This window comes from uncultured Alteromonas sp. (genome assembly GCF_963976965.1).
GTDB classification, from domain to species: domain Bacteria; phylum Pseudomonadota; class Gammaproteobacteria; order Enterobacterales; family Alteromonadaceae; genus Alteromonas; species Alteromonas naphthalenivorans.
Map to the genome: position 1 here is coordinate 71,994 of NZ_CAXBMP010000008.1, position 16,192 is coordinate 88,185.

The 16,192-nt window shown below is 43.5% G+C and carries 14 protein-coding genes; 11 read left to right on the top strand and 3 right to left on the bottom strand.

All coding sequences use genetic code 11. From position 1 onward, the window contains the following. Window positions 1-85 precede the first annotated feature (85 nt). From AAC006_RS08600 to AAC006_RS08630, 7 genes are all read left to right on the top strand, one after another. Window positions 86-673, top strand: a complete 588-nt coding sequence (locus AAC006_RS08600) for a DUF2726 domain-containing protein (protein WP_013782829.1) — start codon at window positions 86-88, stop codon at window positions 671-673. A 192-nt stretch (window positions 674-865) separates the two neighbouring features. After that, window positions 866-1,564: a 5'-methylthioadenosine/adenosylhomocysteine nucleosidase gene (locus AAC006_RS08605; RefSeq protein ID WP_339891140.1), complete on the top strand. Its 699-nt coding sequence runs from the start codon at window positions 866-868 to the stop codon at window positions 1,562-1,564. A 6-nt stretch (window positions 1,565-1,570) separates the two neighbouring features. Then, a complete protein-coding gene (locus AAC006_RS08610) occupies window positions 1,571-2,539 on the top strand; it encodes a cobalamin biosynthesis protein (protein ID WP_339891101.1) in 969 nt (322 codons plus the stop codon). A 1-nt stretch (window position 2,540) separates the two neighbouring features. After that, window positions 2,541-3,377: a cobalamin-binding protein gene (locus tag AAC006_RS08615; protein WP_339891103.1), complete on the top strand. Its 837-nt coding sequence runs from the start codon at window positions 2,541-2,543 to the stop codon at window positions 3,375-3,377. Window positions 3,378-3,423: 46 nt separating this feature from the next. Further along, entirely contained in the window at window positions 3,424-3,828 is a 405-nt protein-coding gene (locus AAC006_RS08620; protein ID WP_339891104.1) for a rhodanese-like domain-containing protein, read from the top strand. 197 nt (window positions 3,829-4,025) lie between these two features. Then, a complete protein-coding gene (locus AAC006_RS08625) occupies window positions 4,026-4,430 on the top strand; it encodes a DUF2721 domain-containing protein (RefSeq protein WP_126873123.1) in 405 nt (134 codons plus the stop codon). Beyond that, window positions 4,408-4,989 (top strand): GNAT family N-acetyltransferase, encoded by a 582-nt coding sequence (locus AAC006_RS08630; RefSeq protein ID WP_339891106.1) that lies wholly within the window; start codon window positions 4,408-4,410, stop codon window positions 4,987-4,989. Before AAC006_RS08625 ends, AAC006_RS08630 begins: the two co-directional genes overlap by 23 nt. A 91-nt stretch (window positions 4,990-5,080) precedes the next feature. Here the strand turns inward: AAC006_RS08630 and tyrS are convergent, their stop codons facing one another. Next, on the bottom strand, window positions 5,081-6,280 hold the full coding sequence (tyrS, locus tag AAC006_RS08635; RefSeq protein WP_339891108.1) for a tyrosine--tRNA ligase: 1,200 nt from the start codon (window positions 6,278-6,280) through the stop codon (window positions 5,081-5,083). Between the two features lie 466 nt (window positions 6,281-6,746). Here tyrS and AAC006_RS08640 point away from each other — a divergent pair, with 466 nt between their 5' ends. Together AAC006_RS08640 and AAC006_RS08645 are read left to right on the top strand one after the other, a co-directional pair. After that, window positions 6,747-8,072 (top strand): peptidoglycan DD-metalloendopeptidase family protein, encoded by a 1,326-nt coding sequence (locus AAC006_RS08640; RefSeq protein ID WP_057789743.1) that lies wholly within the window; start codon window positions 6,747-6,749, stop codon window positions 8,070-8,072. Between the two features lie 7 nt (window positions 8,073-8,079). Next, window positions 8,080-9,234 (top strand): anhydro-N-acetylmuramic acid kinase, encoded by a 1,155-nt coding sequence (locus AAC006_RS08645; RefSeq protein WP_339891110.1) that lies wholly within the window; start codon window positions 8,080-8,082, stop codon window positions 9,232-9,234. Between the two features lie 15 nt (window positions 9,235-9,249). Here the strand turns inward: AAC006_RS08645 and AAC006_RS08650 are convergent, their stop codons facing one another. Next, on the bottom strand, window positions 9,250-11,325 hold the full coding sequence (locus AAC006_RS08650) for an extracellular solute-binding protein (RefSeq protein WP_013782818.1): 2,076 nt from the start codon (window positions 11,323-11,325) through the stop codon (window positions 9,250-9,252). A 285-nt stretch (window positions 11,326-11,610) separates the two neighbouring features. Beyond that, window positions 11,611-12,942, bottom strand: coding sequence for an L-fucose:H+ symporter permease (gene fucP, locus AAC006_RS08655; protein ID WP_013782817.1), 1,332 nt, complete (start codon window positions 12,940-12,942; stop codon window positions 11,611-11,613). A 490-nt stretch (window positions 12,943-13,432) separates the two neighbouring features. On the opposite strand from fucP, the gene AAC006_RS08660 reads away from it, so the two are divergent. Next, window positions 13,433-14,752 carry a carbohydrate porin gene (locus AAC006_RS08660; RefSeq protein WP_339891111.1) on the top strand — a complete coding sequence of 440 codons (1,320 nt, stop codon included), beginning with the start codon at window positions 13,433-13,435 and terminating at the stop codon, window positions 14,750-14,752. A 271-nt stretch (window positions 14,753-15,023) separates the two neighbouring features. Beyond that, complete coding sequence (locus AAC006_RS08665; protein WP_013782815.1) at window positions 15,024-16,145, top strand: alkene reductase; 1,122 nt, start codon at window positions 15,024-15,026, stop codon at window positions 16,143-16,145. The last annotated feature ends 47 nt before the right edge of the window (window positions 16,146-16,192 follow it).

Sequence of the window (16,192 nt, forward strand, 5' to 3'; positions counted from 1 at the left end):
TGCAATTTCAGTAAAGAACCACAGTGGTGTCAAAAAAAGCGTCATTTAAATGACGCGCATTACACGTTGATATGCGAGGAATATGATGGAACTGGCAATTATTTTAATGATGTTACTTATCGTGGTGGCATTAGGCGCCATAAAATTATCAGATGGTGGCGTAGCGTTTCCTTTTCGCCGAAAGCCACAGCTTTTCACTCCTGTAGAACACTCTTTTTTAAACCTTATTGAACAAGCAATGGGGCGAGAGTTTCGTATCATTTGCCGTGTACGCTTAAGCGACATAGTGTCAGTAAGGCAATCGGCCAACAAGAAAACGGCCAGCCAAGCTATTTCTAGAGCCTCTTCGCGCCAACTTGATTTTATCTTGGTCGACAAACAGGACATGAGCCCCATATTAGCTATCGACCTTGTGCATAACCAAGGGAAAGAGGGTTACAAAACTCAGCGTGATTGGTTTGTTTCTGGCGCATTAGATGCTGCCGGTGTTCCTCATGCGCGAATTAAGGTTAAGTCGGGTTATACTGTAGACGATATTCGTGAATGCCTTGAAAATAAGCTTATTCCTTATAGAAGAATTCAACAAAAAATGTCGCAGCTTCCTACGCACAACCCTGAACCGACCAAGCGCCCTACTCGCCCAGTAAGGTCTAGCCGCGCGGCAGCTGCGTAAAATATTACTGTTTCCCCCTAGCCTTTGTTGCGCTCCATTATTGCTGTAATAGCAGGTGACAAAGGCTTTTTCCTGTCAGTTTTCCTCATTTCCTTATACAATTCATTACCATATCTATAGCAATTTTTGCTTTCCCCCATATTTGACTAAGTCGTTAATGACGTGAAAGAGACTGACATGAAAGAGACTGGCATGAAAAAAATTGGCATTCTAGGCGCAATGGACGAAGAAGTTGCGTTACTTAAAGCTTCACTTTCAAACCTAAAAGAAACCACATGGAAACACTTAACCTTTTATGAAGGCACCCTTAATAATGTTGAGGTTGTGTTGGTAAAATGCGGCATAGGAAAAGTTGCAGCGGCACTTGCCACTACGGTACTTATTGAACAATACGCGCCAGATGCTGTAGTAAACACAGGTTCAGCTGGCGGCTTTGATAAAAGCTTAAACATTGGTGACTTGGTGATTGCCACCCACGTTATCCATCACGACGTGGATTTAACCCATTTCGGTTACAAACTTGGCCAATGTGCTGGCATGCCTGAAGACTACCGTTGTGACAATACGCTAATTGAAGCTGCCAAAACGGCGAGGGGCGAGTTAGAAAACATCCAATCTACCAGTGGCCTTATTTGTACTGGCGATTCGTTTATCGGTACCGATGAAGCTGTGGAAGCGTTACGTGAAAGTTTCCCTGATATGAAAGCGGTTGAAATGGAAGGTGCTGCGATAGCCCAAACCTGTCACATGCTTGATGTTCCGTTTCTTGTCATACGTTCGCTGTCGGATATCGCAGGCAAGACATCAACGGTCAGTTTTAAAGAATATTTAGATACTGCTGCAAAACATTCAGCGCAGCTTGTTATGGCTATGACCAAAGCGTTGGCGTAACGGTAAATGGAAGCATTGCTGACCCAATCAGCATATCAGTCGGTGCTGGTATTATGGTTGGCAGTTGTTTTAGATGCCGTTTGGCGGTGGCCGCTTAGCAGCCACCCGCTTACCCTTATGCGTTATCTGGTTAGGCAGATGGGGTTTAAAGTTCTCCCCTCTCTAAGCTACTCCCGTTCTCAACATTATATCTCCGGTTCATTGGCGGCCATTGTTTTATTGGCGCCCTTAATCGTTTGCCTTGCCATACTCATATACATGGCCCAATACCCTGCTTTTTTCGAAGCCGTGATCATGGTCGCCTTGCTTGACTTTGCCTATCAGCGTCATCAATTCAGTCAGATTTTAAAAACGGTAGGTAAAAATAAAAAAGTACTTACCAGAGAAACGGTAGACACCATAGTCGCCCGTGAATGCACCCAATTAACCGATGTAGGTATTGCGAAAGCGGCTATTGAATCGCTATGGCTTAAGTTTTTATATCTATATTGCGGCGTTATTTTTTACTTTATGTTGGCTGGCCCGATTGGAGCGCTCACCTACCGTCTGTTATTGCTCACCTCATGGCAATGGCACTATCGAAATCCTAAAATGGTGCATTTTGCAAAACCGGTGAGAAAGCTTGTTTCTTTGTTAGTAGTTCCCCCTGCACTACTCGGGTGTGTCGCAGTGCTACTTTTCACTCATCCTGTAAAAGGCATTCGAGCGGTAAAACGAAGTAAAGCACGAGATAAAACCTCCCTGTTGCTCGCGCTATTTGGTGGAATACAAAACTTTCAATTAGGCGGCCCTGCATTTTATCATGGTCGGAAGTACCGCTACCCTCGCGTGGGTGGTGCCGAGCAAGTAAAGTATTCAGATATGATACGCAGCAAACGCACTATAGTCGGTGCCATGGCTGTAGTTACCGCCATCGCGAGTGTCTTTTTGTTATTAGTCGCAGTACAAACACAAACCCTAAGCGAGGTCTTCTAACGTGAAAAGCGTATTTCACAAGCTGCGCACGCAAATTGCGTTAATAACTACTACATTACTACTCGTACTAGCCCCTCATTGTGCTTCAGCTAATGAGTCAGCTCCGCGTATTATTACGCTTGCACCTCATTTAACCGAGTGGGTTTATAGCCTTGGTTTAGAAGCGCACTTAATTGGCGTTAGCGACTACAGTAACTTTCCTAAAGAAGCACAGCTATTACCTAAAGTAGCCGACTATCAAGGTGCAGATTTAACACAAATAATGGCGCTACAACCTACCCTTATATTAGCGTGGGAAGGGGGTAATAAGCCGCAAGATTTACACCGTTTAGAAAGCTTAGGTTATAAGGTGTTTCGAGCCAAAATCACCGAAGTTGAAGACATTGCCAGTGAGTTGAAGCGTTTAGGTAAAGCAACTAACACAGAAGAAAAAGCCAATCCGCTCACCAGTGAGTTTTTACACCATTTAGCAGCATTAAGAGCCGAGTATGCCACGCCTTCAAATAACAAGGTGTTTTATTATTCTTGGACATCGCCGCTAATGACCATAGGTGACAATGCGTGGCCGAACAAACTGCTTAACGTATGTGGTGCGCAAACCCTATTTGCCGACAGCCCAGTCGATTACCCCCAAGTATCAGTACAAGAAGTACTATCTAGACAGCCTTTTGCTTTGGTGGCCGCAAGCAATCAGCCTACGTCCGATCTTGAACAGTTTTGGCGTGCCCACCGCCGCTTTTTGTCAGCCCCCTTAATTGTGGTCAATCCAGACATTACCAGCAGGTTCTCACTGCGGTTAATTAATGAACTAAAAATACTGTGTAAGGGTATTAACTAGCAATTCCACAAGGTATAATATCCTCGTTTTTTTCTGAAGGTTATTCATGCGAATCGTTTTAGTCTTGTTTCTCGTCGTTGTTGCCGTCACGCTATTTGTGTCAATGCAATGCACAGCGAAAGCAACCTCTCAAGTATCGGTTGCGGCTTCCCCGTACCTTATTGAGCGGGTGAAAAACAATGACTGGATGCTTATCGACGTGCGTGCTCCAAGCGACTTTGCTGATGGACACATTCCAGGCGCCATCAATATGCCTCATGAAAATATTAACGATTATCTTACCGAGCTAGAAGGCCATAAAGACAAGCCTATTATTATTTATTGTCAATCTGGTACTCAGGCTAAACTTGCTATGAAGTTTCTAAAAGACTTAGACTTTTCTGAAGTCATGCATTTAGAAGGCGATATGCTGGGCTGGAATGCCTCCCAAATGCCAATCGACAGAATGTAGCTTTCCGTAGTTATAGCCTTTGCAGATATAGCTTTTGCAAACATGGCTCCTGTAAATCTAGCTATCAGCAACTACGTTTCGCTTTTAACTGCACGCTACGCCCCAAACTTTGCCCTACACCACTGTTCACTACCACACGACAATAACCCTACGTTTTTGATACACTGACACGCATTCACTAAGGTGACAGACAATTCATGAAAATAGACCTCGCAACACCCGCTATGCTTTTTCCAGCAATCTCATTGCTGTTACTGGCCTATACAAACCGGTTTTTAACCCTTGCTACGCTTATTCGTAACTTTTCAAAAGAAGAGCGTGATGACAATACCCTAGCCCAAATCAAGAATTTGAGGCTTCGTATTCAGCTTATTAAGCGGATGCAAATTGCGGGAGTTGGCAGCTTCTTTTTGTGTGTCGTATCTATGCTGGCTATTTACCTAACCTACCAACAAGTGGGGAATTGGATATTCGCATTAAGCTTAGTGTCTCTTCTGTATTCACTTTGGATGTCGGTAAAAGAAATACTTATTTCTGTAGAAGCATTAGATTTTCACCTTGATGGTATGAAAGAGCAACATGACAGTACCAAATCTAAATAGCGTTACGTACCTAGCCCTAGCACCCGAACATTTTGATGATGTTATACGCTTAGGCAACCAGGTTCAGGGTGAAAATTACCTGATGCCTGACACGTTAAAAACCATGTACGACAAAAGCTGGCACAACAATATTAATGCTAGCTTAGTAAGTTATTGCGGTGATGACATTGTTGGCTTTCGTATTACCTACGCTCATTCACAGTGGCAGTGTGATAAATGGTGCAGCCCTGAATTATGGCCGGTAGCACCTGACAAGGTATGCTATTTCAAATGCAATACAGTATCGCCCGCCATGCAAGGAGCTGGCATTGGAAGTACCTTATTAGCCAAGTCGGTGAGCGCGGCCAAAGCGCAAGGCGCTGAAGCAGGCCTTGCTCATATTTGGCTTTCAAGCCCAGGTAATAGTGCGTTTAAATACTTTAGCAAAAACGGGGGTGAACTTATTAAAAAGCACCCAAACAAATGGCGCTATGAGTCAATCCACGAAGGTTACGACTGCCCTGTGTGCCCTGAAACCTGCGAATGTGAAGGCGCAGAAATGTTACTCCGGTTTTCCTAAAACCTACTGACATTAAAAAGCCCCGATAAATCGGGGCTTTTTGGTATTTGCGTTAACACCTAAATGCTAAGGCCTAAGCGCTAATATCAAACTAAGCTAACGTAATTCTCGCGAATTTACGTTTACCCACTTGATAGACATTTTCGCCAGCTTCGGTAAGTACAAGACGAGTATCTTCTACTTTATCGCCATTAATTTTCACAGCGCCTTGCTTAATCATACGCATAGCGTCAGACGTTGAACCCACTAACTTGGTTTCTTTTAATAAGTTACCAATAGCAATGCCATCATCGCCAAGTGCAATTTCAAACTCTGGCATTTCATCAGGAATCGCATTTTTCTGGAAGCGCTGAATGAAGTCTTGATGTGCACCTTCTGCTGCGGCATCGTCGTGGAAACGAGCGATGATTTCTTTTGCTAGCAATATTTTAATATCACGCGGGTTTTCACCGTTTTCAACGCGTTGCTTAAGTTCAGCAATTTCTTCAAGCGGGCGGAAGCTTAGTAGGTCGTAATAACGCCACATCAAGTCATCTGAAATCGACATCACTTTACCAAACATCTCGTTTGGTGCATCAGTAATACCGATATAGTTGTTTAATGACTTAGACATTTTTTGAACGCCATCTAGGCCTTCAAGTAACGGCACCATCACAATAGATTGCGGCTTAATACTCTGCTCTTTTTGAAGCTCACGGCCCATTAGCAAGTTAAAGCGTTGGTCGGTACCACCTAACTCAACATCAGATTTAAGCGCAACTGAGTCCCAACCTTGCACAAGTGGATACAAAAATTCGTGTATCGCAATAGGCTGACCATTGTTGTAACGCTTTTTAAAATCATCACGCTCAAGCATACGTGCAACGGTTTGGCTGGCGGCTAGTTTAATCATGCCTGCAGCGCCTAACTGATCCATCCACTCTGAGTTAAAGCGAATTTGAGTCAGTTCAGGATCAAGAATTTTGAACACTTGTTCTTGATACGTTTGCGCATTTTCTAATACCTGTTCTTTACTTAAGGGCTTGCGTGTCACATTTTTCCCTGTAGGATCGCCAATCAGGCCAGTAAAATCCCCAATAAGAAAAACAACGGTATGGCCTAACTGCTGAAAGGTTCGCAGTTTATTGATCAAAACAGTGTGACCAAGATGAAGATCAGGCGCAGTAGGATCAAAACCCGCTTTTATGGTTAGGGTTTTGCCGGATTTTAATTTCTCAATTAAATCCTCTTCGGGGAGTATTTCATCCGTTCCCCGTTTAATTTCAGCTAGCGCTGTTTGCCAGTCTTTCATCGGTTATTTCACACTCTTGATGTTGTAGAATCTATTTTGAGCGGCATTTTACGCGGACATTGGAACCATTAAAAGGTTTCTGCGTCAAAAAGCGGATGACTTGTCGTCACGTTCGTTATTGAACGCAATGGTTGAGGTGTGTTTATTGCCTTGCTATTACTTTAGTGAAGAGCGATAACTCGCATGTGTCTGTGGGGAAGAAGCTGTAACAAACCCTCCATCGCATGGATGCGATGGCGGAGCGCCCATGGATGGGTTTACAGCGTGTTTGTGGAAGCTTCTTCCCCGCGGGCGCAAAAGCGAGTTATCGCTCTCGACCTGCTCAGTCCAACTCAATAAGCAGGAGTTGGACTGCCATTGCGTTCAATAATTAACTTTTGCGCTAAAAAACAATGAGAAAAGTTGCATTTTTGAGCAACTTATGTGACAAGTACATTGCACATAAAATTCTCAAGTAGGTAGTATTATGAGAATCAAACTAGACGCCCTAAAGGCGCTAAACATATTTAAACAATTGCCAAAGCAACACCGAACAGGATTAGCTATTGCTAGTATGTTCTTAGGTGGGCTTATTCTTTTGCCGTCAGACACGGTAGAAGCGAGTCGTCATCAAGATGCTTTGGTACTTGATACCGGTATTCGTTACCCTCTCGATTTGAACATTATGCCGTCAACCGACGTCTTTTCAATCGAAGAAGAGTCGAACTGGCAAACCTATAAAGTTCGCAGCGGCGATACCCTAGCAAAGCTATTTAAGCGTGCGGGTTTTACCTCTCGTGACGTTTACAATGTTACTCAAGCTGGTGACCTTGCTAAAACACTGGTTACCTTGTTACCTGGTGATGAGCTTTCGTTCAAAATTAATAACGACGGTACGTTTGGTGAGCTTAAATATAAGCTTTCTTCTACCGAAACTTTATTTATTCGCCCCGACCCCACCAGTGAAGATAATAGCTTAACAGCCGATCTTGAAAAGCGTGACGTTGATATTCGCTATAATTTTGCACAAGGTGAAATTCATTCAAGCTTTTGGAATGCTGGGGCAACGGCCGGATTAACCAGCAATCAAATTATGAACCTTGCGGGTATTTTTGGCTGGGATATCGATTTTGCGACAGAAATTCGTTCAGGCGATACCTTTAACGTGGTGTTTGAAGAACAATACATCGATGGTGAGTTTGTGGGCTATGGCGACATAGTCGCCGCAGAGTTTACCAACCAAGGTGAAGACTTTAGCGCTATCTTGCATGAAGACGGCACTTACTACACGCCTGAGGGCAGAAGCATGCGTAAGAGCTTCTTACGTGCACCTATTAACTTTAGGTACGTGAGCTCTAACTTCTCCAAAGCACGTTTTCACCCTGTGCAAAAACGCTGGAAAGCACACCGTGGTACCGATTATGTTGCTGCCGTTGGTACGCCAGTTATGGCGGCGGGCGATGGTAAAGTCATTAAGTCAGCGTACGACAAGTACAATGGTCACCATGTATTTGTGCAACACGGTGAAAAATATACCACTAAGTATCTGCACTTTAAAAAACGTGCAGTGAAAGTAGGCGACACGGTAAAACAGGGTCAAACTATTGGTTATTTAGGTAGCACAGGCTTGGCGTCTGGCCCGCATGTTCACTATGAATTCTTGGTAGACGGTGTACACCGAAACCCTCGTACCGTATCACTGCCAAAAGCATTACCTATTGCCGCTGAAGAGCGTGAAGCATTCATGGACATTGCTCATGTACGTCAGCAGCAGCTTAATAACAACAAACGCATTATGCTTGCAATGAAATAGCCGACTTATGGCAAAGTATATTGGCCTTATGTCAGGGACTAGCATGGACGGCGTTGACGCCGTCCTTTGCGATATCACTGCAGATAAGTGCCAAACCTTACACGCCGTATCTATTTCCTACCCTGCTAATCTACTTTCTTTACTTCATTCACTTTGCACCCCCTCTACTAACGAGCTCAATGCGATGGCAACCGCCGATAGGTTGGTAGCAGAAAGCTTTGCACAAGCCGTAAGCGTGTTGCTATCAGAGACTCAGCTTTCATCAAGCGATATCACCGCAATTGGCTCTCATGGACAAACCATTAGGCACTTCCCGCAGGGAGTTGAGCTTCACAACGACGTTGAGCAAAAAGGTTTTACGTGTCAGATTGGCGACACAAATACACTTGCCGTACTCACAAATATTGATGTTGTTGCTGACTTTAGGCGCAAAGATATTGCCCTAGGCGGCCAAGGTGCGCCCTTAGTTCCAGCCTACCATAATGCTATCTTCGCGCACGATACCCAGCCAAGAGTGTTGGTTAACATTGGCGGTATTGCGAACATTTCAGTATTAGCAGCAAAACAAAATACTATTGCTCCTCTTGGCTATGATACTGGCCCAGGCAATACCCTAATGGATGCGTGGGTTAAGCTGCATTTGAATAAGCCCTATGATGACAAGGGGCAATGGGCTAATACCGGTGTAGTAAGTGATGACTTATTAACAAAGTTACTTTCCGATAGCTATTTTCATCAAACCGCACCGAAGAGCACTGGTAGAGAATATTTCAATATAGCATGGTTAACGTCTTATCTTGATACGCTCGCCAGTTCACAAGCCAGCACACTTCCCCCTCAAGATGTGCAAGCGACGCTACTAGCGCTAACAGCAACGAGTATTGCTGATGAAATTAACAAGCAAAAAATGCCCAAAGGCGCACAAGTCATCGTTTGTGGGGGTGGAGCCTTTAACCCTATGCTGATGCAACGCATAGCCAACTTACTGCCAAGTTATCAAGTGAGTGACAGCCACAGTATCAATATTCACCCCCAACACGTTGAAGGGGCTGCATTCGCGTGGCTAGCTTTTGCACACAACAATAATATTCCAGGCAACGTACCTGCTGTTACCGGCGCTTCGCGAGAGGCTGTATTGGGTATTTTTTGCCCTGCAAACTAAATGTAAGTGGGAATTTCAGTTGTGATAATAACCAGCGCGCCTCATTACAGCTTCAGATTGGTGTTGCGCTGTTTTTAATGCCTCTTGAATAGTAACTTGCTGCTTCACTGCTAAATTTATCTGAACTCCCACAAGGTAACCGAGCGCCGTAAATTCTGGGATTGGAACAAACTGGCTTCCAGTCGTGGGGACATTAATATTATCAAGCTCAGTTGCTAGCAGTGCGTTGTATTCATAGCTAGCATAAGGAATAGCGTTTATATAGCTGTCACTGTAGGTTGAATGACGAGTGCCAGCTGGCGCTGCGTAATAACCATACTTACCTTTAACCGAAGTAATAAACGCTTTAGAAGTTAACCAATAAGCTAATTGCTGTGCTATTTCTTTATTGTGAGCTAAATGAGGTATCGCGAAATTCCACGACCAAAACCATTGTGCCCCTTTTGGTGTTGTTCCTATTGGCGCATAAGTCACACCGACATTCTCCGAAACCTTCGAAGAAGAAGGATCTAAGATGTAGCCACCTAAAGATGATGCATCAACAAAGAATGCTAATTTTCCGTCAGCAAAGAGTTGCTGGTTATCTTTCCACCCTAAATCGTATTCACCTGGCGGACCGTTGTTTACCGCGATTGAAACATAGTCCTTGATTGCTCGCTCCCACGACCTAGAAGTAAGCAGCGGCTTCATATCTTCATCAAACCAGCTTCCACCGTACGTATTTACCATGGTGCCAATTAATGCCATATTTTGCCCCCAACCTACTTTTGTGCGCAGTCCTACACCATACAGCTGCGATTTGGGATCTTGAATTTCCATAGCAATGGCGCTTAGGTTTCTATAAGTCATCTGCTTGGGCAAACTAATATCAGCGTTCTGCAACAGATCTTTTCGGTAGAAGGTTAGCGTTGTTTCTCCTACAAACGGTAAACCATAGACCTCACCTTCGTATGTATTTGAATGCTTTGCGATGGGTATAATATCTTTCATATCGTAGTTCGAGGGCGGCTCGGGAAAAGGTAACAACCAACCATTTCTGGCCCAAATAGGCACCTCGAAATTACCTAGCATTACTAAGTCAAACTGTGTTTCGTTAACTGCAAAATCTCCCTGTATGTGCTTTCTGAGTATACTCTCCTCCATGACACGCCACTGAATATCTTGCTCTGAAAAAGGCGTGCCGCTGTCATTCAAGTATTTAATAGCGGTTTCAATACCATTAATATTAGGCGCACCAACTATTAATTTTCTCTCTGTAACGACATTTTCCGGCTCGATGAAAATACCGTATCGCTTTAATATTGTATCGATGGTTCCATCAGTTTCTAGAGATGCCAATGCTTGATTGAAATGCGCCATAATTTGGGGGGCATCGGGCAAGTTTTTCGATATCCCTAAGAAATGAGGATTGCTTTTTCTAAGCGATTTAATGAATTTAAATTTCTGTGATAAGTGGGGACGATGATTAGTTATTGTTTGTTTTGCGCCGTACTCATCTATATAAATAAAGTCAACTCGCCCCCTATCTAACATATCTAACAATGTCGGTAATGATTTGGCTAAGAGTACATCGATATTTTCAGCCTCACGAAGACTCAACGGCAACTGTGCACCGCGTAAAACCCCAAGACGGGAAAGGCCTAAGTTGTTGAATTGTGATATCGAATCGCCTAATTCGGTGTTTAATAAGCTATGAATGTTTCGACTATTATGGACAAGATAGTTGATGCTCCCACCACGGATAGCATCGGAATATATCATCCCCTCAACACGTACTGTGCTATCGCGAAGTGGAAAAACACCTTCAACTTTTCCGCCGTCGGCGAGATATATCGCTCTAGCATGTGGAAAGAATTCAATTTTGGGGATGTAGCCCATTTTTTCAAATGCAAGGTGAATGACCTCGTTTACGTACCCTTGTTTAGGGTCGTGCGCGCTACTGAATGGACTCGCTTCTGAGGTGGCTAAAGTAATTGTGTTTCGTTGCTCGGCGTAAACACCAAGTGAAAACGTATAGCTTCCAAATAGAATCAAAAATACCGAAAAATGGCTGATGATATTTGAGTTAATAGAGCCAGACCAATTATTCATAATCCCAATAGTAGTTGAAAACCATTAAGTTAGTATTGGCATGAACGACAGAAATTACCAGTTAATCTAGTTTTCTGCGCAACTCGAATTTTATGTAATTGGCTTTTTGATATTGAGGCAGCAATCTTATCTACTAGTGTTTTCAGTCCACCCAACGTTACCTGCAACTATTAGATCCTTGCTTCTTGTGCCAATCTACTTGGCCGTTCATCTCACATAAAAAAATGCCAGCAAAGGCTGGCATTTTTTTAAATCATGATGAGCATCACTACAGTAAAGTAAGTATTACTTCGCCATGTTTGTCTTCAAAGTGTTGGTCTTCAAATCGTCAATGGATACTTTCTGAGGACTTTTAACTGCTTTAATGTCAAACAGTCCATAGCCAGCCACAAATATAAAGCATACTGCAGGAACAATATAAGAAATAACGATACCTGCTGAGTCGATAATTGCAGCTTGGAAGAGTGGCATAATTGCACCACCTAAAATAGCCATTACCAAACCCGCCGCGCCAAGTTTAGTATCTTTCCCTAGCCCTTGTAACGCAATGCCGTAGATAGTAGGAAACATTAGCGATAAACATGCAGATATTGAAATTAGTGCCACCACACCGACTATATTTGGCGATTGTGTCATAACAAAACACAAACCTGCTGCCACCAGTGACATCACCATAAGCAGTCGTGCTGGGTAGAGATACTGCATTACCCACGTCATCACAAAACGTGAAATAAGAAACACTATCATGCTGTATTGAAGTACATCGCCGCCTTGTACCTCATCCCCCCCAATCGCTTTCATGACGTATTGGATAGTAAAAGTCCACACACAAGTTTGCGCGCCCACGTTGAAGAACTGAGCCATTACACCAAAACGATAATGTTTGTTCGCCACTAGGCGCTTCAATGATGCTGCGATATCGATATCGTCAGCTTTAGACGCAGTGGCTTCATCCACAGGGGTTTTAATCAAAGCTACGGCAACCCAAACCAAAAGAAGTACACACGCCATAGCAACGTAGGGGATCATCACTGCATCCAGTTCAGCACCTATAACAGATTTTAGCTCAGTCATAGACATAGCACTTCGCTCTTCAGCTGACGCCTGATTCAGATTAGGTAGTATGAGCGTAGCGGCTAAGAATACGCCAAAGTTTGTCCCTACAGGGTTGAATGCCTGTGCTAGGTTCAATCTTCTGGTGGCGCTTTGCTCGTTGCCCATCGCCATGACATAAGGATTAGCGGACGTTTCCAAAATAGACAACCCACCGGCCATCACAAACAAGGCCATCAGAAAAAAGCCATAAGTCATTGTCTGACTTGCTGGGTAAAATAGAAAGGCACCGGCTGCAGCACATCCTAGCCCTACTAGCACACCCGTTTTATAAGAGTATCGCTTATTAATAAAGGCTGCGGGTATCGCTAAACAGAAATAAGCACCATAGTAAGCGAACTGAACTAAGGCCGATTGTAGTGACGACATAGTAAATATTTTACTAAAGACTTTCACTAGTGGATCTGTCATGTTGGCGGCAACACCCCATGCAGCAAAACACACCGTCAATAGAATAAACGGCAATAGCATATCTCTGGAAACTATAGGCGTTTTAGTTTGCATCACCCCAACCTCATCTTGTAAACAATTTGTTGAGTAATTTAAACAACAAAAAATGTTCATGTCAATAAATCAACAAGACTTATTTAATATCTAGCCAGACTAAAAAAATCACAACAAATTCACATCAATGCGATCACTTCAATTATCCATACCATTCCAAATCTTATCAATTCTTCATAATAAACAAGGTTTAAACTGCATTCAGACCTGTAAAGTGTGCTACAAAAGTCTATACAAATTGTATGTTCGCACTAACAAAACATCATACTGCCTCACTTCAACCATTAACACTCTTGTAAAATAAAAATAAATAAACATGGTTGATTTATTACCTTAACTGCATTAAATTGCGTTTGCCATACGAAAACTGTTAAGCGGATGTAACTTAAGATCACTTGGTTCTAGGCGTTGGAAACAAATAGAAACATCGTGATGAGCACAAAGATAAGTGCAAGTTATAAGCACGTTCAATCAACTCTAAGGGTAGGATATGAAGCATACCTTTCATTGGTTAAAGCAAAAAACTTCGGCTTTAAAGCCACTTACACTTACTTCCTGCTATTTTTTAGTCAGTTTTTCTTATCCTGCATTTTCTGCTCAAGATACATCGGAATATATAGAATGGCTCGCTAGCTACACGGGAGAAGCCGCTGCTAATGTTGATGGGGGTAAGCGTGAAGGGAGTGCTTATGCTGGTCAATTATTTTTGGGCGCAGAAATAGACTTAGAAAAATTTGCAGGTTGGGAAGATACTAAAGTCCATGTGGCATTTACTAATCGTCACGGACAAAACCTAGCGGCTACACATATTGGAGGCAGTACGTCTGTTCAAGAAATCTATGGCGGCCAAAACTCCCGTTTAGCCAGGCTTACCGTAGAGAAAAGTTTTTTTGACGACCAGCTACAAGTAGAAGTTGGCAGAACCGTGGCAAACATCAGCTTTCTTGGTTCAGAGCTATGCCAGTACTTTCAAACGAATTCTGCCTGCGGTAACCCCACCTTTGTATTTAAAACCAGTAACTTTACATGGTGGCCTGTTTCAAGCTGGGGAGGTCACGCAAAGTACTGGCTATCACCTGAAATCTATTTTCATACTGGTGTGTATGAAGAGAACACTCCTCACCAAGATTTGAGTGATCATGGCTTTGATTGGTCAACAGATGAATCTACTGGCGTAGTCGTACCTGTGACATTGGGCTATCAAACTACATGGGAAAATGACGACTACCCAAAACGCTATGAAATTGGCGGTTGGTATGATGGCGCGGACTATACCGATCCTGCTAAAGATGAGAATGGTAATTTTGCTGCTGTCACCGGTAATGACTATGCAACACAAAATGGGCGCTCTGGTATTTTCGCCCGATTCGAGCAAACCATTTTACGTCCAAATTTAAATTCTAAACGCAGCGTTACGATTTTTGGTGCCTTGTTGACGGGTACATCTGGTGAGCTAATAGAAGATGAGTACGTTAAAGCTGGCTTTGTTAAACGTGGTACCTTCGAAGGAAGAGACAAAGACACAATTGGTTTTGTCTTCACGCAACAATTTTATAGTGAGGATGCTATTGAAGACCAACGCGTATTGCGCGAAATAAATGGCGGTTCAGGTCGCCCTGCAAGCAGCCAAATCATGATGGAGTTAAGCTACGGTGTCCATATTAACGACAATATTCGGATTCAGCCCAACGTACATTATATTATCAATCCAGACCAGTTTAGCGAGCGTGACCGACTTCAAGCGTTAGATGACGTGTGGGTGGTGGGCGTACGATTTGACGTGAACCTTGCAGGGTTACTACTGCGCTAGTTAAAGCAAACTCCCCTCTCATTTCCACCGCACAGGTCGTCATTTTGATGGCCTTTTTTCTTTTTAGTTTAAGCACATTTTCATCAGTTAACGCCTCTTTCGGATTACGCTATTAACATCTGCATTACCAACTTCGCAGCGTTCCCCCTCGCCTCTCTTGCACTCGTTTTGCTATTTATTAGTACCAATCGGCATATCCTTTCATCTTGAATCAATCCAAGTCGCATCCATTTCTGTAATCACTTACACACAGTTTTAAAAGGAACGACAAATGTCAGAGTTATCTCTGTTTAAACCACTAGAATGGGCAGGAAATACGCTACAAAACCGCATGGTATTAGCACCTATGACACGCGGCCGTGCAGGTAGCGACCGCATACCAAACAAAATCATGGGCGATCAATACGTACAGCGCGCCGATGCTGGCCTTATTATCACCGAAGCAACGGCCATATCAGAAGAAGGTATTGGCTGGGTAGACACGCCCGGAATCTACACCGAAGAAATGGTGGAAGGATGGCGCTCTATTAATGAAAGAGTGCATGAAGCTGGCGGCAAAATTATCCTTCAGTTATGGCATACCGGTCGTGCGTCTCATAGTGACTTTCATAACGGCGACCTGCCTTTTTCTGCATCTGCTATTGCCATCGAAGGCGATGAAATTCACACGCCAAAAGGTAAAAAGCCTTACGAAGTGCCAAGAGCAATGACACAAGATGACATTCGTAGAACGGTTGCTGATTTCAAACATGCGGCTGTAAATGCGAAAGCTGCAGGTTTTGATGGTATAGAAGTGCATGCCGCTAACGGTTACCTGCTAAATCAGTTTTTAGACAGTCGCAGCAATCAACGTAGTGATGAATATGGCGGCAGCGTAGATAATCGGTACCGCTTCCTTAGTGAAGTGATGGACGCTGTGCTAGAGATTTGGCCTTCAGAGCAAGTTGGAGTGCGTTTATCGCCTAACGGCGTATTTAATGACATGGGTGCAGATGATTTTCGCGATACGTTTACTTATGTCGCCCAAGCACTTAATAAGCTAGACCTTGGCTATTTACATGTGATGGATGGCCTAGCGTTTGGTTTTCATGAACGCGGTGAGCCTATGACACTTGCTGAATTTCGTGCATTGTTTGACGGCATGTTAATGGGCAACTGTGGTTATACCCAAGAGGAGGCAGAGAAACGTATTAGCGACGGTGATGCCGACATGATTGCTTTTGGGCGCCCTTGGATCACCAACCCAGATTTACCTACGCGGTTTAAAAACAATTACCCGCTGGCAGCGTTTGATGACCCTTCAACATGGTATGGTGGTGGTGAAGAAGGTTATACCGATTACAATACCTACCGTGAAGAAAGCGGAAAAGCGGCCATGGAGTCCTTAACCTAACAAATAAGGTTAACCTAACAAATAAGGTTAACCTAGTAAGTAAGGTT